Genomic DNA, 18,977 nt, shown 5'->3' on the forward strand with positions numbered 1-18,977 from the left:
CGCGGCCCGCAACACCCGAAACACCCGTAACGCCCTGCCACACCGAGGGGGCCGACCGTTCACACGGTCGGCCCCCTCGGTGTGTTTGCACCAACTCCCGCCCCTCCGCGCCCTGTTACCCCGAGAAACACCTACCCGTAGCACCTCTCCTGCACCACTATGAGCACCCATCCGGGCCGCCTCGGCCCCCGGTGACAGGAGGAGACACGGTGTCTGCGAACGGTGGCGTCCATGCCACGGCGCCCGACCACCGGCTCGTCGCCCTGCTGCGGGCCGACACCCCGACCGCGTACCCGGCGCTCGGCGAGCTGCGCGGCAGGCACCGGCACGCGCTCCTGGCCTACGCGCGGGTGTGCGCCAACGACACGGACGCCGCACGCCAGTTGGGCGCGCAGGCCTTCGCCCGCGCCGCACGCGAGGTCGCGCGCGGCGTCGAACCGAGCGGCTCCTGGCGCCACCACGCGCTGCTGCTCGTCCACCGCACCGCGGCGGAGTGGGCCGCCGACGAGCGCCGAGCGCGCCTCGCCCCCGGTCTGCTGGGCGCCCTCGGCACACCGGACGCCCTCCGGGCGCCCGCACTGCTCGGCGCGTTCCATACGCTGCCGGCGCGCACCCAGACGCTGCTGTGGCACTCCGTGGTGGACGGGGACTCCGACGCCGCCACCGGCATCGCCACCGGTACGCCCGCGCGGAACGTGACGCAGGCGCGGGGCGCGGCACTCGACGCGCTGCGCGGCGCCTGCCTCGCGGCGCGGGCGGCCCGCGCGCAGGACACGCACTGCCGGGGCTACCGGCGCCTCATCGAGGAGGCGACCCGGCCGGGCCGGCCGCGCGGCGGCGCCGACCTGGCCACACACCTCGCCCGCTGCCCGAGCTGCACGGCCGCGTACCTGGAGCTGACGGCCCTGCGGGACGATCCGCGCCGCGCGCTCGCGGAGGGTCTGTTGCCGTGGGGCGGCACGGAGTATCTGCTGACCGAGACACCCGCGATGGCCCCGGTGCCGCAGGCCGCCGCCCCGCACCGCCACCGCGCGACGCCCACGGCGAGAGCCGTCCGCCGCCGCAAGGCGCCCCGGCGCCGGACGGCCGTCCGCGCGACACCGATGGGCTTCGCGCTCGCCGCGGCTGCGGTCGGCGTGCTGCTCGTCCCGCTGCTGATCCTGACGCTGACGGAGGGCCGCCCCGACCTGTCGGCGGTGGGCCAGGGGATGGGCACCACGCCTACGCCCACGTCACCGCCCCCGGTCCGGGTGACGGTCACGGCGACGACGACGGCCACCGCGACGACCACGACGACCGCCACCGCGACGACGACCGCGCGGAGCACGGAGACGGTCACCGTGCCCCCGTCCCCGAAGCCCACCACCAACCCCCCGCAGGAGAAGCCGAGTTCAAAGCCGCCGCACTTCCGCCCGCCCGGCGAGGAGTACGCGGAGGTGATCGACGTCGCGTCCGGGCTGTGCCTCGACATCTCCCGCACGCCGATGGCGGACGGCGACGACGTCGTGGCCGCGAAGTGCGACCGCACGGGCAGCCAGCAGTGGCGCGTGGACGCCGACCGCGGCGTCGTCCAGTCCGCCACCAACCCCGACTTCTGCCTGGACAACCGCGGCGACACCGACCGCCCGATCGGCCTCGGGCACTGCACAGCCGTCGACGACGACCACGGCGCCGACCTCACCTTCTCCGTGCACGACGACGGCTCGATCCGCCCCGGCACCGACTGGAACGCGGCCGTGACGCCACTCGACGACGGCTCGTTCCGGCTCGGCCAGGAGAAGTTCCACGGCGGGGACGAGCAGCGGTGGCGGGCGGGGAGGAGTCTGTAGCCGCTACTCGACGGGGCGCAGGGCGGCCCTCGCGAGGGCGATCACGTCACGCAGGCCCTGGCCCTGGGCGGGCACCGGTGCCGACGCCGGCTTCGCCGCCAGCCCGGCACACGTGCGGCAGATCCCCTTCCCGATCCCTCGCGGCAGCGGGTCGCGGCACTCCGCGCATTCGCCGAGTGGTTCGACTCGTTTGCGCTGGGCGGGGATCGCCGGGGCGATCGTGGGTGGCCGGTTCTTCAAGCGGTACTCGATGAGGGCGGCGGCGGAGCGGAGTGGGCGGGGCAGGTCCGTCGCCAGGTGACGGCGGAGGTCGGTTTCGCTCACGCCGGTCGCCAGCGCGCCGTCGATGAGAGGCGTGAGGCGTTCGACGTCGCGCGCACCCAGGCGCAGCGCCGGTTCGCGGTCGGCGAGGCGGGCGAGGAACGCGGCCCCCTGGTTGGGGGTGTTGTCCTTCGGTGTTTCACCCAAGGGGTATGTGCCGGGCGCCTGCTCTGTCGCGCCACTGGCGGGCGGGTCCTGGTCACTCGGGCCGAAGGCGGCGGCGACCTCTTCGCGTGACGTCAACGGAACGTTGGTGACCAGCACGTGAGTGGTCCAACGCCCCGTCTCCGGGTCCTGCCTGCGCCGGGTGTGGAGGTAGCCCTCCTCCTCCAGTTGCTGCCTGGCCTTGCGGACGGCCAGACGCCCTTCCGGCATCTTCTCGCCGAGGGACTGGACGGTTTCCCGGGAGCCCTCGGGCAGGGACAGGGCCCAGAGGAGGAGTCGTACGGCTGTGCCGTTCAGGCGCGGGTTCCGGATGATCTCGTTCGGAACCTGAGAGAAGAAACGGGCAGGCGGGATAGCATGCTTGAGCATCGCGATGGACCTCTGATCCACTCGTCGGTGAAGGCCCTCAGATAGGTGTTGGTAGCACCGCTGGGGGCCGCTCCGTATTCGCATACGGAACGTGATGGCGCGATTACTGTAGCGCGGACTTCGCGGCGAAGTTTACGAAAGCGGTCCAGCTGTCGGCCGAAATGGCCAACGTGGGGCTGGAGTTGAGACCGTTGACGTTCTTCGAGTCGCGGATGCGGACCGTGGCGGCGTAGGCGACTTCGAGGCACTGCCCGCCCTCCGCGCCGCTGTAACTGGACTTGAACCATGCGAGGTTGGCGGTCATAGCTCCCCTGCCATCTGCTCGATCAACGTCGCGGAGTCACCTGGAGTCAGGGCCTGCGTGCGGATCATGCCATAGCGCGTGTGCAGCACACTGACCTCGTCGCGGTCGTCGATGATCCGGCCGTTCCCTTGCGTCTCAAGGTAAGCGAGCAACTGCCTTTCAGGGGTCTCCAGCAGGGTCATCGGGCCGTCCACGCCCGCGTGCCCCTCGTAGGACGTCGGCATGACCTGGATGGAGACGTTTCGCCTCCGGCCGACTTCGAGCAGCCGCTTCAACTGCCCCTTCAGGACGGCGAATCCGCCCATCGGCCGCCGCAGCACCCATTCCTCGACCACGAACGACAGCGAGATCGACGGCACGCGGTTCAGCAGCACCTGCCGTGACAAACGCGCCTCCAACCGGCGCTCGATCGCCTCATCCTCCAGGACCGGGAACCGGGCATTGAGCACCGCGCGCGCGTACCCCTCCGTCTGAAGCAGCCCGTTCACCAGATGCGTGTCGTACACGCAGAGGCCAACCGCTTCGGCCTCCCGTTCCACGTACTCCCCGAACCACGACGGATGAGGGCTCCGCTCAAGATGCGCGGCCGCCGCCTCCACCGCCGCCCGCGCGTCCAGGAACTCCCCCGCCCGCGCCACGAACCGCGCGCTCGGCATCCGCACGCCGCGCTCGACCATCGCCACCTGGGACGCCGAGTACCCGACGTACGCCCCGAAGTCCTCCCGCGAACCGGCCCGCGCCTCGCGCAGAGCCCGTACCACCGCACCGAACATCCGCATGCTCGACGACCCGTCGACACAGTCCCGCACAGCGCACCCCCTCGCTCGCACACCTCGTTGTGTGCAGCTTCCGGACCTGGTCAGGCTAGCGAGCAGTCACCCACTGTGAGCACATGAAGACGCAATCTCCACCCGAAGTCGTCATCCAACTCCGGGCGGATCCCGAGCAGTTCACTGACGTACGGCGAACGGTCGCCACGCACCTACGGGCCTGGGGGCACCCCGCCCTCGTCGACGCGGCGCAGCTCTGCGTGACGGAGATACTGGCGAACGTGCACCGGCACGTGGCGGTGCCCGAGTGCGAGGTCCGGCTGCGGGTGCTTCCGGAGGCGGAGGCCGGCACGGTGCAGGTGTCCGTGGCCGACCGCTCCCCCACCCTGCCGGTGCTGTGCACGGAGCCGGACTGGGAGGCGGAGTCGGGGCGCGGAATGTTCCTGATCGCGGCGGCGGCCGACCGGTGGGGCACCTTGCCGACACGGGACGGGAAGCTGGTGTGGGCGCGGCTCGCGGGCCCCGAGCATCGCTCGGCCGGGTGAAAACGCCGCACGTTTCTGGCAAGCGCCGCACGGTGCTCATACCGTGAGGCCATGACCACACGCGTGCCCATCCGGCAGCTTCAGCAGCACGCCAGCGAACTCATCGACCGGGTCGCGGCGGGCGAGCGGGTGGAGATCACCCGTAACGGGCGCCTGATCGCGGTACTGGGCCCGCCCGACCCCGAGCAGCGGGTCATGGAAGACCTGGTGCGCACGGGAACGGTGGACCCCGACAACGCCGCGTCCGCACGCGGCCTCGGGGACTGGCAGCCGCTGCCGACTCGACCGGGAGCTCCGGCGAAGCTCTCCGAGGTGCTTCTCCAGATGCGCGAGGAAGAAGACCGGTGATCTACCTCGACTCGTGTGCGTTGCTGAAGCTGCTCCTGCCGGAGGCCGAGACGGACGCCCTGCGCACGTTCCTGTCGGCGCGCGCCACCGAAGGGCATGTGACCTCCGCACTCTCGCAGACCGAAGTGTTCCGGGCACTGGTACGCGTAGGCGCGGACCCCGAAGTGGGCGACACCGCCGAGGAGTTGTTGGACCGGCTGCTGCGCATCCGCGTCACCGACCCGGTGTTGCGGGCCGCCGGGATGTTCCCGTTACAGCACCTGCGCAGCCTCGACGCGATCCACCTGGCGAGCGCCGAGTACCTGGAGCATGCGCTGACGGCATTCGTCACGTACGACAAGCGGCTGGCCGGGGCGGCGCTGGAGCGCGGGTTGCCCGTGGAGTCGCCCGGCGCCGCTTCCTGAGTGTTGTCAGGCCGCCCGCTCCCCGCGCCGCCACACCTCCGACACCAGCGGCACCCCCGGCCGGTACGCGAAGTGGACGTGGCTGGGCGCGTCCAGGAACGTGAGGTCGGCCCGCGCGCCCGGGGAGAGGTGGCCGACGTCCGTGCGGCGGAGGGCCTTCGCGCCGCCCGCTGTCGCCGACCAGAGGGCCTCGTCGGGGGTCATGCCCATGTCCCGTACCGCGAGGGCGATGCAGAAGGGGACCGAGGACGTGTAGGACGAGCCCGGGTTGCAGTCCGTGGAGAGGGCGACGGTCGCGCCCGCGTCCAGGAGACGGCGGGCGTTCGGCCACTCGGCGCGCGTGGAGAACTCGGCGCCGGGGAGGAGGGTGGCGACCGTGTCGCCGTTCGCCAGGGCGTCCACGTCCGCGTCCGTGAGGTGCGTGCAGTGGTCGGCCGACGCCGCGTCCAGTTCGACCGCCAGTTGGACGCCGGGGCCGTACGACAGTTGGTTCGCGTGGATGCGGGGCAGCAGGCCCTTGGCCTTGCCCGCCGTGAGGATCGCGCGGGCCTGGTCGCCGTCGAAGGCGCCCTTCTCGCAGAAGACGTCGACCCAGCGGGCGTGGGGGGCGCAGGCGTCGAGCATCTCGCCGGTGACGAGTTCGACGTATGCGGCGGGGTCCTCCGCGTAGTCCGGGGAGACGATGTGGGCGCCGAGGTACGTGACCTCGTCCGTGTGCGCTGCCGCGATGCGCAGGGCGCGTTCCTCGTCGGCCACCGTCAGTCCGTAGCCCGACTTCGTCTCGAACGTTGTCGTGCCCTGGCGGAGGGCCTCGGCGAGGTGGTGCTTGAGGTTCGCTTCGAGGGCCTCGTCCGTGGCCGCCCGGGTCGCCGCGACGGTCGTGCGGATGCCGCCCGCGGAGTAGCTCTGGCCCGACATACGGGCGTTGAACTCGGCGGTGCGGTCGCCCGCGAAGACCAGGTGGGAGTGGGAGTCGACGAAGCCGGGGATGACGGCGCGGCCGGCCGCGTCGTGGGTGGTGTCGGCCGCGGGGGCCTTGGCCGTCGGGCCCGCCCAGGCGATCTTGTCGTTCTCGATGACCAGCGCGGCGTTGTGGATCTGGCCGAGGGGGCCCTCGCCGAGGGTCGGGTCGTTCGTGACCAGCGTGCCGATGTTGGTGATGGCCGTGGTGCGGTTCGTCATGGTTCCTCTCCGTGGGTGGCGGGGCTTGAGGCGCGGGGAGTCAGGTGTGCAGTGCCGCGATGGCTTCCGTCAGGGCGCCCGACACGTCGCCCACCCGGACGTGTTCGCCGTCGCGGACGACCACCCGGCCGCCCGTGACCACGTCGGAGACGTCCGCCGCGGTCGCCGCGAAGACCGCCGTTTCCGCGCCGAAGCGGGGTTCGGGGCCCGCCGTGCGGACGGAGTCGAGGCGGATCGTGACCAGGTCGGCCCGCGCGCCCGGTTCGATGGTGCCCGCGTCGTCCCAGCCGAGGGAGGCGTGGCCGTCCGCCGACGCCGCGCGGAGCAGCGCCGCCGCCGTCCAGTGGCCGCGGGTACGGGAGCGCAGCCGCTCGTTCAGCTCCATCGCGCGCGCCTCCTCGAACAGGTCGATGACCGCGTGGCTGTCCGAGCCGAGGGAGAGCGGGGAACCCGCCGCCTGGAGGCGCGGCGCCGGGCCGATGCCGTCGGCCAGGTCGCGCTCGGTGGTGGGGCACATGCACGTCCCCGTGCCCGAGCCGCCGAGCAGTGCGATGTCGGCGTCCGTGAGGTGGGTGTTGTGGACGCCCGTCGTGCGCGCGCTCAACACCCCGTTGTCCGCGAGGAGTTGGGTCGGGGTGCAGCCGTGCGCCGCCTGGCACGCGTCGTTCTCCGCCGTCTGCTCGGAGAGGTGTACGTGGAGGGGGGCGCTGCGGGCCGAGGCCCACTCCGCGACCGTCGACAGCTGCGCCGCGGGGACCGCGCGCACCGAGTGCACCGCCGCACCGATCCGTACCCCGGGCCGCTCCTTCAGCTGCGAGACCCGCTCGGCCCACGCCTCGGCCGTGCCGTCGCTGAAGCGCTGCTGGTGGTGGTCGGGAGCCTTGCCGAAGCCGGAGGAGACGTACGCCGTGTCGAGGAGGGTGATGCGGATGCCCGCCTCCTGCGCCGCCGCGATGAGCGCCTCGCCCATCGCGTTCGGGTCGGCGTACGGGGTGCCGCCGGGGGCGTGGTGGAGGTAGTGGAACTCGCCCACCGCCGTGATGCCCGCGAGCGCCATCTCCGCGTACACCGCCCGCGCCAGCGCGTGGTACGTGTCCGGCGTGAGGCGGTCGGCCACCGAGTACATGACCTCGCGCCACGTCCAGAACGTCCCGGAGCCGACCTGCACGGTCGAGCGGAGCGCCCGGTGGAAGGCGTGGCTGTGGGCGTTGGCGAGGCCGGGGAGGGTCAGTCCGCGCAGCGCGGTCGCGCCGGGCGGGGGTGCGCCGACCCCCGTGCGGACCGCCGTGAAGCGGCCCACCCCTTCTTGATCGGACACGTCCACGGCCACGCCGGGCTCGACATGCGTGCCGAGCCAGGCGTGTTCCAACCAGTAGGTCGTCGTCACTTGCAGGCCAGCCCTTCGAGTACGTCGGCCAGTGCGCGCACCCCTTCCAGGCAGTCGTCCTCGGCCGCGGACTCGGCCGGGGAGTGCGAGACGCCTGTCGGGTTGCGTACGAACAGCATGGCGGTGGGGATCGACTGGGCGAGGATTCCCGCGTCGTGTCCCGCGCCCGTTCCGAGGACGGGGATCTTCAGATCCGCTGCCGAGTCCTGCGTACCGAGGATGCGGGCCAGCTCGTCGCGGAGCGCGTCGTCGAACTCGACGACCGGCGTGAACGATTCGCGGGTCAGCGATACGTCGATGCCGTGCGCCTGCGCGTATTCGCGGGCCGCCTTCTCGACCCCGGTGACCGTCGCGTCCAGGGACTCCTGGTCGGCGGCGCGGGAGTCGAGCCAGCCCCGTACGAGGGAGGGGATGGCGTTGACGCCGTTCGGCTCGACGGAGATCTTGCCGAACGTGGCGACCGCGCCCGCGAGTTGGGCTTCGCGGCGGGCCGCGAGGACCGTCTCCGCGTAGGACAGCATCGGGTCGCGGCGGTCGACCAGGCGGGTCGTGCCCGCGTGGTTGGCCTCGCCCCGGAAGTCGAAGCGCCAGCGGCCGTGCGGCCAGATGGAGCTGGCGATGCCGATGGCGTCACCGGAGAGGTCGAGGGCGCGGCCCTGTTCCACGTGGAGTTCGATGAACGCGCCGATGCGGTCGAGGCGTTCGCGGTCGGCGCCGATCGCGTCCGGGTCGTAACCGGCCCGCTCCATCGCCTGCGGGAGGGTGGTCCCGTCGGCGTCCGTGAGCTTGTGGGCCGCCTCGCGGGTGAGGACGCCCGCGGTGAGGCGGGAGCCGACACAGGCCAGGCCGAAGCGGGCTCCCTCCTCGTCGCCGAAGTTGGTGATGGCGAGGGGCCTGGTGAACTCCACTCCCCTGCGGCGGAGTTCGTCCAGGGCGGCGAAGGACGAGACGACGCCGAGGGGGCCGTCGAAGGCGCCGCCGTCCGGGACGGAGTCCAGGTGCGAGCCCGTGACGACGGCGTCGCCGGCCTCCGGGTCGCCGAGCCAGGCCCACTGGTTGCCGTTGCGGTCCAGTTCGTAGGTCAGTCCGCGGCTTTCGGCCTGCGCCTTGAACCAGGTGCGGCAGTCGGCGTCGGCCGCGGTCCAGGCGTAGCGCCTGTAGCCACCGGAGTCGGCGTTGCGGCCGATGGGGCGGAGGTCGTGCCACATTTCGGTGAAGCTGGGCTGCGCCGAATCTTCAGCCCCGCCGGCGTTTGAGGCGCGGGGTCCGGGGCGGAGCCCCGCGGCCGTCACTCGCCCTCCCGCATAGGCACCCGCACGCCGCGCTCGGCGGCGACGTCGACGGCGTGCTCGTAACCCGCGTCCACATGGCGGATGACACCCATCGCCGGGTCGTTCGTCAGGACACGCTCGATCTTCGCGGCAGCGAGCTCCGTGCCGTCCGCGACGCAGACCTGGCCCGCGTGGATGGAGCGGCCCATACCGACGCCGCCGCCGTGGTGCAGGGAGACCCAGGTGGCGCCGGAGGAGGTGTTGACCAGGGCGTTCAGGAGCGGCCAGTCGGCGATCGCGTCGGAGCCGTCCTTCATGGATTCCGTCTCGCGGTACGGGGAGGCGACCGAGCCCGAGTCGAGGTGGTCGCGGCCGATGGCGACGGGCGCGGACAGTTCGCCGCTCGCGACCATCTCGTTGAACTTGAGGCCCGCCAGGTGGCGTTCGCCGTAGCCGAGCCAGCAGATGCGCGCCGGGAGGCCCTCGAAGGCGATGCGCTCGGCGGCCATGTCGAGCCAGCGGTGCAGGTGCTTGTTCTCGGGGAACAGCTCCTTGATCGCCTTGTCGGTCTTGGCGATGTCCTCCGGGTCGCCGGACAGCGCGGCCCAGCGGAACGGGCCGAGGCCCTCCTCGAACAGCGGGCGGATGTGCGCCGGGACGAAGCCGGGGAAGTCGAAGGCGCGGTCGTAGCCGGCCTTGCGGGCCTCGTCGCGGATCGAGTTGCCGTAGTCGAAGACCTCGGCGCCCGCGTCGAGGAAGCCGACCATGGCCTCGACGTGCAGCCGCATCGACTGGCGCGCCTTGTCGGTGAAGCCGGCCGGGTCCGCCTCGCGCTCCTTGTCCCAGTCCTCGACCGAGACGCCGACGGGCAGGTAGGCGAGCGGGTCGTGGGCCGAGGTCTGGTCGGTGACGATGTCGATCGGGGCGCCGCGGCGCAGCAGCTCCGGGAAGATCTCGGCGGCGTTGCCGACGACGCCGATGGACAGCGCACGGCGCTCGTCGCGGGCCTGGACCGCCAGCTCCAGGGCGTGGTCGAGGCTGTCGGCCTTGACGTCGAGGTAGCGGGTGCCGATGCGGCGGTCGATGCGGGTCTCGTCGACGTCGACGCAGATCGCGACGCCCTCGTTCATCGAGATGGCCAGCGGCTGGGCGCCGCCCATGCCGCCGACACCGGCGGTGAGGGTGATGGTCCCGGCGAGCGTGCCGTCGAACTTCTTGCGGGCGACCGCGCCGAAGGTCTCGTACGTGCCCTGGACGATGCCCTGCGAGCCGATGTAGATCCACGAGCCGGCCGTCATCTGGCCGTACATCATGAGGCCCTCGGCCTCCAGCTTGCGGAACTCCTCCCAGTTGGCCCAGTCGCCGACCAGGTTGGAGTTGGCGAGCAGCACGCGCGGCGCCCACTCGCTGGTGCGCAGCACACCGACCGGCTTGCCGGACTGGACGAGAAGGGTCTCGTCGGACTTCAGCGTCTTCAGCGTGCGCACGATCGCGTCGTACGCCTCCCAGGACCGGGCGGCCTTTCCGGTGCCGCCGTAGACGACGAGCTTGTCGGGGTGCTCGGCGACCTCACCGTCGAGGTTGTTCATGAGCATCCGCAGGGCACCCTCCTGCTGCCACCCCAGGGTGTTGAGCTCGGTGCCGCGCGGGGCTCGTACGGGGCGGGGTCCTGACATCGACGGCCTCCTGGAGTGGGTGTCAATCAGCTGTTCAGTCTTCTATTCACATCCTGGCGACATGAATAGGTCTAGTCAAGAGCTGCCCGGGGGAATCCATACCTCCTACGCGGGACAAACCACCTACGCACCTCGCGGGAGGTCCAGTGACATCTGCGACAGCCGACACCCCACTGCACCGGGCCATCGGGCCGAAACTCCTGATCCTGTTCGTGATCGGGGACATCCTCGGCACCGGCATCTACGCGACCACGGGCAAGGTCGCGGGGAAGGTCGGCGGCGCACTGTGGCTGCCGTTCGCGATCGGGTTCGTCGTGGCGCTGCTCACCGCCGCCTCGTACGTCGAACTCGTCGGCAAGTACCCGAAGGCGGCGGGCGCGGCGCTCTACGCGCAGAAGGCGTTCAAGGTCCCGTTCCTGACCTTCATCATCGCGTTCATGGTGATGTGCTCGGGACTGTCGTCCGCGAGCGCCGCCGCCCGCGCGTTCAGCGGTGACTACCTCGGCGAGCTGACGGACAACGCGCTGCCGCCCACCCTGATCGCCATCCTCTTCGTGCTCGCGCTCGCCGCGCTGAACCTGAGGGGCGTCAGCGAGTCGGTGAAGACGAACGTCGTGCTGACCCTGGTCGAGCTGACCGGGCTCGCCGTCATCCTCGCCATCGGCGCGTACGCCGTCCTGACCGGGGAAGGGGAGCCCGCGCGGCTGACCGACATCGAGACGGGCGGCACCGGATTCGCCCTGATGACAGGGGTGTTGGGGGCGACCGCGCTGGGCTTCTTCGCCTTCGTCGGATTCGAGGACTCCGTCAACATGGCCGAGGAGACCAAGGACCCGGCCCGTACCTTCCCGCGCGCGATCTTCATCGGCGTCACCGTGACCGGCACCATCTACGTACTCGTCGCGCTCGTGTCCTCGCTGCTCGTCGACACAGAGGTCCTTGAGTCGTCGAGCGGGCCGCTGCTCGAAGTGGTGAAGGCCGGAGGCATCGACTTCCCGCACAAGCTCTTCGCGCTCATCGCCCTGTTCGCCGTCACCAACTCGGCGCTCATCAACATCATGATGGCCTCGCGGCTCTGCTACGGAATGGCCAACGAACGCATCCTGCCGCGCGCGATGGGCCGCGTGCTGCCCCGGCGGCGCACGCCCGTCGTGGGCATCGTCTTCGTGTCGCTGCTCGCGGTCGGACTGGTGTCGACCGGGGAGATCGAGGGGCTCGGCGACACCACGTCGTTCCTGCTGCTGTGCGTGTTCGCCGTGGTCAACGTGGCCGTGCTCGTGCTGCGCAAGGACCCGGTCGGACACCGGCACTTCCGTGCGCCGACGATCCTGCCGGTGCTCGGCGCGGTCACCTCACTGATCCTCGCCAGCCCGCTGGCCGACCGGCCCGCCGAGGTCTACATCCGGGCGGGCGTGCTCATCGCCATCGGGATCGGACTGTGGGCCGTCAACAGGGTGGTGATGAAGGCACACGGGCAGGACGACTGACCGTCCCTTGATCACCCTGTGGCCCGAATGTGCCTTTTTTCGAGGGCAGTTGGCGAATTGTAGGCGCCTCCCGCATGTTCCACCGGAAAATGCCAGAAGCCTCACCTGGTCCCCGCACGTTGCGTAGCGTCGCCGTCACATGTGCACCAGTGGCACACGATGTGGCGATCGGGTGGGAGGTTCAGGGGTGCCCGGAATCGACGAGTGTCTCCTGGAGGTCATGCGGCTTCCGGGAGCACGCGGCGCCTCTGTCGTCGACTGGACCAGCGGCCTCGCCCTGGGCGTGGTCGGCGCGTCACGCAACGGGGACCACGAGGAGGGCGCGGCCGAGACCGCCGAACTGGCCCGGCTCGCCGCCGAACACCTGGCCTTCGCCCCGGCCGACGGCAGCGACTGGGCCCCGGGCAGCGCCGCCGACAAGGCGCCGCCCGTCGAGGACGTCATCGTCACCAACCGCGACGGCTACCACCTGCTGCGCTTCGTGCGGACCACCTTCGACAGCAGCGTCTTCATCCACCTGTGGCTGGACCGCGCCGAGGGCAACCTCGCGCTCGCCCGGCTGCGGCTCACCGACATAGCCGACCGGCTGGTCCTCGGATGAGCACCGACGCCTTCGCCGGTGTCTCGCCGATGCTGACCCGCCTCGCCGACGAGCAGGCCACCGGCGCCCTGATCCGGGAGCACGGCACCCTCTACCTCGAAGACGGCCGGGTCGTGCACGCGGAGTCGCCCGCGACGCCCGGCATGGACGTGCTGCTCACCACGGGCGGCGCCGTGCAGGCGGAGCGGTGGTCGGAGGCCGTGGACCGGGCGGGCGCGCGGCAGCGGGTCGGCCGCTTCCTCGTCGAGCAGGGCCGGCTCTCCGACGGGGCGCTCGAACTGTGCCACCTGGGCGCCCTGTTCGACGCCGCGTACTTCACGCTCGCCCCGAGCAGCGGGCCGACCCGGTTCCGCTACGGCGTCTCGCACTGGTTCGGGGCGGTGCGCCCGGTGCCGGTGGCGGCGGTCGAGCGGGAGTCGCTGCGCCGCCGCGAGCTGCTCCAGCGGATCTGGCCGGAGCGGGACACGGACACGGCGCCGCTGATGCGGGTCGTCCGGCACGGCGAGGTGTGCGTACCACCGCGCAGGCGCCGCGTCCTCGATCTGGTCGACGGCGTGCGGACGGCCTCCCAGATCGCGCTCGCCCTGGGCAGGCCCGCCTTCCACACCCTCGTCGACCTGCGGCGCCTCGCCGCGTGCGGCCTGGTGGCCACAGCCCCCGCCCCGGCGCCGCCCCAGTGGCCCGAGCTCCCCGCCGTCGAGGACCCGAACGTGGCCCTGCTGCGGCGGCTGCGCGCCGGTCTGGAGGCCCTGTGAGACGCCTGCTGCGCACCTCACGCACCCCCGAAAGGAGACCTCCGATGGTCGACCAGGGCGAACTCCTCGTCGAACTGCAACGGTTGAGAGTCCGCGTGCCCCAGGTCACCGGCGCCCTCGCCGCCAGCGTCGACGGCCTGGTCCTCGCCCAGGACACCCCGGGCATCGAACCGGAGGGCGTCGCCGCGCTCACCGCCACCGCGCTCGGCGTCGCCCAGCGCCTCGCCGACGCCACCGCGCAGGGCGCCTTCCGCGAGCTCCTGGTGCGCGGCGCCCACGGCTACATCGCCACCTACGCGGCCGGGGACACCGCCGTCCTCACGCTCCTCGCGCAGGACGGGGTCAATGTCGGCCGCCTGCACCTCGAAGGGCGCCGCTCCGGCGCCCGCATCGGGGAACTCACCACTCCCGCCGAAGAGGAACCGCCACCCGAACCGGCCCCCCGCACCCGCGGCCGGGCCCGCGCCCGCACGACGCCCACCACCACGACCGAGACCGGACTCCCTGTCCGGCCGTCCACCAACGTGCCGCCCCAGACCACGCGTTGACCGGCGGAACGCCCTCAGAAAACGCTCGAAAGGACCAGCACCATGGCCAACACCGACACCGCACTCAAGGACGCCCTCGCCTCCATCGAAGGCGCCACCGCCGCGGCCCTCGTCGACTACACGAGCGGCATGGCCCTCGGCACCATCGGCGGCTCCAAGACCTTCGACCTGGAGGTCGCGGCGGCCGGCAACACCGACGTGGTCCGCTCCAAGCTGCGCACCATGGAGCAGCTGGGACTCAAGGACGGCATCGAGGACATCCTCATCACCCTCGGCACCCAGTACCACCTGATCCGCCTGATCCAGGGCCGCGGCGGCAACGGACTGTTCCTGTACCTCGTGCTCGACAAGTCCCGCGCGAACCTGGCGATGGCCCGCCACCAGCTGAAGAAGATCGAGGCCGAGCTGGAGGTCTGAGCGGCCGGAGGTCCGAGCACGCGAAGGCGCCGCGCTCGACAGAGCACGGCGCCTTTCACCACCCGGTCCCGGGCCTCCCCACGGCTCCCGGTCGCTATCCCTCCCAGTCGGACTCCTCGCGGTCCCGGCGCTCGCGCCTGCGGACCGGCCCCCACCGCACCGCGTGCAGCGCGTTCACACCGACGATCCCGCCCCAGGCCACGAAGAGGCCGGGCAGGTCGGCGTTGATCACGGCGATCGCGGACAGTGGGATGGCGAGGACGAGGGAGACCACGGCGAAGCCGAAGCGCTCGCCCCAGTTCTCGGAGCCGGAGTCGCGGGCCCCGCGGGCCACGGTGACCCGGTGCTCGGCCAGTTGTCGTCGCACCCTGCGGTCGACGACGGAGTCGAGTCGCTGCTCGACCTTGTCGAGGAAGGAGTCGACGAGCGCCGGCTCGTACTCGTCGCCCAGTTCCCTGCGTGCGTGCAGGGTGGCGTCGAGTTCCTTCTTGAGTTCGGCGTCGCTTGCGCGTTCGCGGGCTTCCATACCGCCCGACGTTACGGAGCCGAGGCCCCCACCGCAGTAGGGCTATCCCCCGTCTTCTCGGTGGGCCACGCCCCCGCACCGCTGCGCCGGGCGAGCAGCCAGTACAGGACGGCCGGGACGACGAGCCCCACGATCCACGACACGTCCGCGCCGCCGAGCGGTTCGACGAGCGGGCCCGTGTAGAAGGCGGTGGCCAGGAACGGCAGCTGGGCGAGCACCCCGACCCCGTAGACCACGAGCGCGTCCCAACGCCAGGCGCCGTAACGGCCGTTCGCGTCGAAGAGGGCCGGGAGGTCGTAGCGCTCGCGGGAGATCAGGTAGTAGTCGACCAGGTTGATCGCCGACCACGGCGTGAAGAACGTCAGCAGGAACAGCAGGAAGTCCTTGAACGAGGTCAGGAAGCTGTCCTTGCCCGCAAGCGCGACCACCGTGCCCGCGACCATGATGATCCCGATGTAGAGCGCCCGGCCGCGCTGCGACAGGGCCCGCTGCCCGCGGAACCCGCTGATGCCCGTGACCATCGACATGAAGCCGCCGTACGTGTTGAGCACGTTGACGGTGAGCTTGCCGAGCGCGATCACGAAGTAGAAGAACGAGGCGACGAGCCCCGCCCCGCCGAGCGACACGACGTACCCGACCTGGTTGTCGATGAACTTCTCGCCCGCGCTCGCCGCGACCAGCACACCGAACGCCATGGACCACTGCGAGCCGAGCGCGGAGCCCGCGAGCGTCCACCAGAACGTGGCCTTGCCGCTGGTCGTACGCGGCAGATAGCGCGAGTAGTCGGCGACGTACGGGCCGAAGGCGAGCTGCCAGGAGGCCGACAGGGAGACGGCGAGCAGGAACATCGGCAGCGAGAAGTGCGCGTCCGAGAGCAGCGCGCCGACATCGGTCCGGTCGAAGAGCCGCACGGCCAGATAGACGAAGGCGAGCGCGCACACCACGCTCGCCACCCGCCCGAGGACGTGGATGACCCGGTAGCCGACCGTCGCCACGATCCCCGTGACGAGCGCGAAGACGATGATGCCCGTCGTGTCGTTGGTGTGTGTCAGCTGCGCGGTGGCCTGCCCGGCGAGGACGGTGCCGCTCGCGAAGAACCCGACGTACATCAGGATCACGAGGAGCAGCGGGACGACGGCGCCCTTCACCCCGAACTGGGCCCTGGACTGGATCATCTGGGGCAGCCCGAGCTTCGGCCCCTGCGCCGAGTGCAGCGCCATGACGGCGCCGCCGAGCAGATTGCCGAGCACGAGCCCGACCAGCGACCAGACCACGTCGCCGCCGAAGACGACGGCGAGCCCGCCGGTGACGACGGCCGTGATGTGGAGGTTCGCGCCGAGCCAGAGCGTGAACTGGTTGAACGCGCCGCCGTGCCGCTCACTGTCCGGCACGACGTCGATGGAGTGCTTCTCCACTACCGCTGCGGCCATGCGATGGCCTCCTTACTTCTTGCTGATCCCGTGCCGGCGCGCGTAGTCGTTCGCGACGTCCTCGGGGTCCTTCTTGTCCTTGTCCACGAGCCGGTTGAGCTCGGTGAGGTCCTCGGTCGTCAGGACGTTGCCCAGTTGGGCCAGTGCCTTGCGGACGGTCGAGTCGGCCTTGCGGTCGGCGATCAGCGGGACGATGTGCTGACCGGGGACCAGGTTCTTGGGGTCGGTGAGGACGACCCAGTCGTTGCCGGCGATGTCGGTGTCGGTGGTGAAGAGATTCGCGACGTCGACATCGCCCTTCTTCAGCGCGCCCTTCACCAAGGGACCCGACGAATCAAGGGACTTGAACTCCTTGAACTCGACGCCGTACACGTCCTTGAGCCCGACGGCGCCGACCTGACGCTTCTTGACCTCGGGGGCGGCGCCGATGACGAGCTTCCCGTTGTGCTTCGCGAGGTCGGCGAGCGACTTCAGCTTGTACTTCTCCGCGGTCTCGCGGGTCACCGCGAACGCGTCCGAGTCCTCGGCCATCCCGTACGGGAGGATCTGGAGGCCCGCCGGGAGCGCCATGGCGAGCGCGTTCTGCATCTCGCCCTCCTCGGTGGCCTTCGCCTTGGTGTCGAGGTAGTGCAGGAGTGCGCCCTGGTACTCGGGCAGCAGGTCGATGTCGCCGCCCTTGAGGGCGGGGATGAGGATCTCGCGGGTGCCGAGGTTGGGCCGCACGCTCGTCTTCACCCCGGCCGCTTCGAGCGCGGCGGCGTACAGGTACCCGAGCACCTGGTTCTCGGTGAAGTTGGCGGTGCCGACGGTGACACCCTTCTTGCTGGAGCCGCCGCCCGAGGCCGAGCCCCCCTGCTCGTCGAGCGAGGTGATGCCGCCGGAGCAGGCGGCCAGTGCGGGGACGGAGGCCGCGGCGGCCAGGCCGCCGAGGAGAGTACGTCGGTTCATGGTGCTCATCTGGCGTGCTCCTAGGCGGACTTGAGAGTGGTGGGACGGTTGCGGAAGAGAAGCCGCTGAAGCCCGGACAGCGCGAGGTCGAGGACGATGGCGACGACCGCGACGAGCACGGCCCCGCCGAGCACCTGCACCAGGTCACGCTGGGCGAGCCCGTCGAAGACGTAGCGGCCGAGCCCGCCGAAGGACACGTACGCGGCGATGGTGGCGGTGGCGACGACCTGGATGAGCGCGAGCCGCAGGCCGGTCATGATGAGCGGCAGTGCGAGCGGCAACTCGACCTGGAACAGCACCTGATGGGCCTTCATGCCCTGCCCGCGCGCGGCGTCCCGCACCTCGGGGTCGACGGCGGTCATCCCGGCGTACGTATTGGTGACGATCGAAGGCACCGCAAGCGCGACGAGCGCGATATAGACCGGCCACATGGACAGCCCGCTGGCGAGGAACACCAGCACCACAAGGCCCACGGTCGGCAGCGCCCGCCCGAAGGACGACAGGTTGATGGCGACGAAGGCGCCCCGCCCGGTGTGCCCGATGAGCAGCCCGACCGGCAGGGCGATCGCGGCGGCGACGAGCGTGGCGAGCAGCGAGTACTGGAGGTGCTCGGCGATGCGCGTCGCGATCCCGTCGCTCCCCGCCCACTGCTCCGCGCCGACCAGCCAGGCCCCGAGGTTCTTGAAGAGTTCGAGCATGACGGGTTCAGGCCTTCCGGGTCCGGGTCCACGGGGTGAGCAGCCGCTGCACGCCGACGAGCAGCGCGTCCGCGACGAGCGCGAGCAGCAGGGTCAGGACGACGCCCACGATCACCGGGGTCGGGAAGTTCCGCTGGAACCCGTCGGTGAACAGCTGACCGAGCCCGCCGTCCCCGATGTACGTCGCCACGGACACGAGCGAGATGGCCATCACGGTGGCGATCCGTACGCCCGCCATGATCACGGGCAGCGCGAGCGGCAGCTCGACGGTGAGCAGGGTCCGCATCGGCCGCGTCCCCATGGCCTTCGCGGCCTCCTTCGTCTTCGCGGGCACCGAGTCGAGGCCTTCGACGGTGTTCCGCAGGAGGACGACGAGCGTGTAGATCGTCAGGCCGATGACGGTGGTGGTGCGGGTGAGCCCGGAGACGGGCAGCAGCAGCACGAAGACGGCGATGGACGGAATGGTGAACAGGACGTTCGACATCCCGAGCAGAAACCCACGCAGAGGCCGTACCCGGTGGGCGAGGACGGCGAGCGGCAGGGATATGAGCAGGCCCAACAGGACGGCACTGAGGGCGGCCTGCAGGTGCGAGAGGGTGAGCGTGACGAGATCGCCCTGATGCGACCCGATCCAGCTCCAGTCGACAGTCACGCGACACCCCCAGCCTTCTCGCCACTCTCCGATTCGCCGCCACCAGCGACCGCCCCGGCACCGTCATCCGCCGATCCAGCACCGTCAGCCGCCGATCCGACACCGTCAGCCGCCGATCCGACACCGTCAGCCGCCGACCCGACACCGTCAGCCCCCGGTTCGGCACCATCAAGCCCCGACCCTGCTCCATCAGCCGCCGGTCCAGCACCTTCAGCCGCCGATCCGACACCATCAGCCGCCGACCCGGCACCGTCAGCCCCCGGTTCGGCACCATCAAGCCCCGACCCTGCTCCATCAGCCGCCGGTCCAGCACCTTCAGCCGCCGATCCGACACCATCAGCCCC

The 18,977-nt window shown here is 71.2% G+C and carries 21 protein-coding genes; 9 read left to right on the top strand and 12 right to left on the bottom strand.

The features are described from left to right. Positions 1-209: 209 nt before the first annotated feature. Positions 210-1,829, top strand: a complete 1,620-nt coding sequence (locus ACFYWS_RS30170; RefSeq protein WP_389281671.1) for a ricin-type beta-trefoil lectin domain protein — start codon at positions 210-212, stop codon at positions 1,827-1,829. 3 nt (positions 1,830-1,832) lie between these two features. Here ACFYWS_RS30170 and ACFYWS_RS30175 read toward each other — a convergent pair whose 3' ends face one another. The 3 genes from ACFYWS_RS30175 to ACFYWS_RS30185 all read right to left on the bottom strand — a co-directional run bounded on the left by ACFYWS_RS30175 (position 1,833) and on the right by ACFYWS_RS30185 (position 3,767). Continuing rightward, a complete protein-coding gene (locus ACFYWS_RS30175; protein ID WP_389281673.1) occupies positions 1,833-2,684 on the bottom strand; it encodes a hypothetical protein in 852 nt (283 codons plus the stop codon). A 103-nt stretch (positions 2,685-2,787) separates the two neighbouring features. Further along, complete coding sequence (locus ACFYWS_RS30180; protein ID WP_389281675.1) at positions 2,788-2,988, bottom strand: DUF397 domain-containing protein; 201 nt, start codon at positions 2,986-2,988, stop codon at positions 2,788-2,790. Next, positions 2,985-3,767 carry a helix-turn-helix domain-containing protein gene (locus tag ACFYWS_RS30185; RefSeq protein ID WP_389281677.1) on the bottom strand — a complete coding sequence of 261 codons (783 nt, stop codon included), beginning with the start codon at positions 3,765-3,767 and terminating at the stop codon, positions 2,985-2,987. The genes ACFYWS_RS30180 and ACFYWS_RS30185 overlap by 4 nt, the downstream gene beginning before the upstream one ends. A gap of 113 nt (positions 3,768-3,880) precedes the next feature. On the opposite strand from ACFYWS_RS30185, the gene ACFYWS_RS30190 reads away from it, so the two are divergent. From ACFYWS_RS30190 to ACFYWS_RS30200, 3 genes are read left to right on the top strand one after another with little or no spacing between them, the layout of a single operon-like run. Then, positions 3,881-4,303 (top strand): ATP-binding protein, encoded by a 423-nt coding sequence (locus ACFYWS_RS30190; RefSeq protein ID WP_389281678.1) that lies wholly within the window; start codon positions 3,881-3,883, stop codon positions 4,301-4,303. Positions 4,304-4,354: 51 nt separating this feature from the next. Further along, entirely contained in the window at positions 4,355-4,651 is a 297-nt protein-coding gene (locus tag ACFYWS_RS30195; RefSeq protein ID WP_389281680.1) for a type II toxin-antitoxin system Phd/YefM family antitoxin, read from the top strand. After that, positions 4,648-5,055 carry a type II toxin-antitoxin system VapC family toxin gene (locus tag ACFYWS_RS30200; protein WP_389281682.1) on the top strand — a complete coding sequence of 136 codons (408 nt, stop codon included), beginning with the start codon at positions 4,648-4,650 and terminating at the stop codon, positions 5,053-5,055. The genes ACFYWS_RS30195 and ACFYWS_RS30200 overlap by 4 nt, the downstream gene beginning before the upstream one ends. Positions 5,056-5,061: 6 nt before the next feature. Here ACFYWS_RS30200 and hutI read toward each other — a convergent pair whose 3' ends face one another. The 4 genes from hutI to hutU form a co-directional block, all read right to left on the bottom strand. Next, positions 5,062-6,237 (bottom strand): imidazolonepropionase, encoded by a 1,176-nt coding sequence (hutI, locus tag ACFYWS_RS30205; protein ID WP_389281684.1) that lies wholly within the window; start codon positions 6,235-6,237, stop codon positions 5,062-5,064. A gap of 40 nt (positions 6,238-6,277) precedes the next feature. Then, entirely contained in the window at positions 6,278-7,624 is a 1,347-nt protein-coding gene (locus tag ACFYWS_RS30210; RefSeq protein ID WP_389281686.1) for a formimidoylglutamate deiminase, read from the bottom strand. Then, complete coding sequence (locus ACFYWS_RS30215) at positions 7,621-8,832, bottom strand: allantoate amidohydrolase (RefSeq protein WP_389281688.1); 1,212 nt, start codon at positions 8,830-8,832, stop codon at positions 7,621-7,623. Before ACFYWS_RS30215 ends, ACFYWS_RS30210 begins: the two co-directional genes overlap by 4 nt. Positions 8,833-8,912: 80 nt before the next feature. Beyond that, on the bottom strand, positions 8,913-10,571 hold the full coding sequence (hutU, locus tag ACFYWS_RS30220; protein WP_389281690.1) for a urocanate hydratase: 1,659 nt from the start codon (positions 10,569-10,571) through the stop codon (positions 8,913-8,915). Positions 10,572-10,717: 146 nt separating this feature from the next. Between hutU and ACFYWS_RS30225 the strand changes: the two genes are divergently transcribed. The 5 genes from ACFYWS_RS30225 (at position 10,718) to ACFYWS_RS30245 (ending at position 14,379) form a co-directional block, all read left to right on the top strand. Next, complete coding sequence (locus ACFYWS_RS30225; RefSeq protein WP_389281691.1) at positions 10,718-12,058, top strand: APC family permease; 1,341 nt, start codon at positions 10,718-10,720, stop codon at positions 12,056-12,058. 187 nt (positions 12,059-12,245) lie between these two features. Beyond that, entirely contained in the window at positions 12,246-12,659 is a 414-nt protein-coding gene (locus ACFYWS_RS30230; RefSeq protein WP_389281692.1) for a hypothetical protein, read from the top strand. Continuing rightward, on the top strand, positions 12,656-13,414 hold the full coding sequence (locus tag ACFYWS_RS30235) for a transcriptional regulator (protein ID WP_389281694.1): 759 nt from the start codon (positions 12,656-12,658) through the stop codon (positions 13,412-13,414). The genes ACFYWS_RS30230 and ACFYWS_RS30235 overlap by 4 nt, the downstream gene beginning before the upstream one ends. Positions 13,415-13,458: 44 nt before the next feature. Further along, positions 13,459-13,962 (top strand): roadblock/LC7 domain-containing protein, encoded by a 504-nt coding sequence (locus ACFYWS_RS30240; protein ID WP_389281696.1) that lies wholly within the window; start codon positions 13,459-13,461, stop codon positions 13,960-13,962. A gap of 42 nt (positions 13,963-14,004) precedes the next feature. Continuing rightward, positions 14,005-14,379 (top strand): hypothetical protein, encoded by a 375-nt coding sequence (locus ACFYWS_RS30245; RefSeq protein ID WP_389281698.1) that lies wholly within the window; start codon positions 14,005-14,007, stop codon positions 14,377-14,379. Positions 14,380-14,473: 94 nt separating this feature from the next. On the opposite strand, the gene ACFYWS_RS30250 is transcribed toward ACFYWS_RS30245, so the two are convergent. From ACFYWS_RS30250 to ACFYWS_RS30270, 5 genes are read right to left on the bottom strand one after another with little or no spacing between them, the layout of a single operon-like run. Continuing rightward, a complete protein-coding gene (locus tag ACFYWS_RS30250) occupies positions 14,474-14,905 on the bottom strand; it encodes a hypothetical protein (protein ID WP_389281700.1) in 432 nt (143 codons plus the stop codon). A gap of 11 nt (positions 14,906-14,916) precedes the next feature. Next, entirely contained in the window at positions 14,917-16,335 is a 1,419-nt protein-coding gene (locus tag ACFYWS_RS30255) for a purine-cytosine permease family protein (RefSeq protein WP_389281702.1), read from the bottom strand. A gap of 12 nt (positions 16,336-16,347) precedes the next feature. Then, on the bottom strand, positions 16,348-17,283 hold the full coding sequence (locus tag ACFYWS_RS30260) for an ABC transporter substrate-binding protein (RefSeq protein WP_389282030.1): 936 nt from the start codon (positions 17,281-17,283) through the stop codon (positions 16,348-16,350). A gap of 20 nt (positions 17,284-17,303) precedes the next feature. Further along, entirely contained in the window at positions 17,304-17,981 is a 678-nt protein-coding gene (locus ACFYWS_RS30265; protein ID WP_389281703.1) for an ABC transporter permease, read from the bottom strand. Positions 17,982-17,988: 7 nt separating this feature from the next. Next, entirely contained in the window at positions 17,989-18,633 is a 645-nt protein-coding gene (locus ACFYWS_RS30270) for an ABC transporter permease (protein WP_389281704.1), read from the bottom strand. Positions 18,634-18,977: the final 344 nt, after the last annotated feature.

It is taken from the genome of Streptomyces sp. NPDC002795 (assembly GCF_042888725.1).
Lineage (GTDB): Bacteria > Actinomycetota > Actinomycetes > Streptomycetales > Streptomycetaceae > Streptomyces.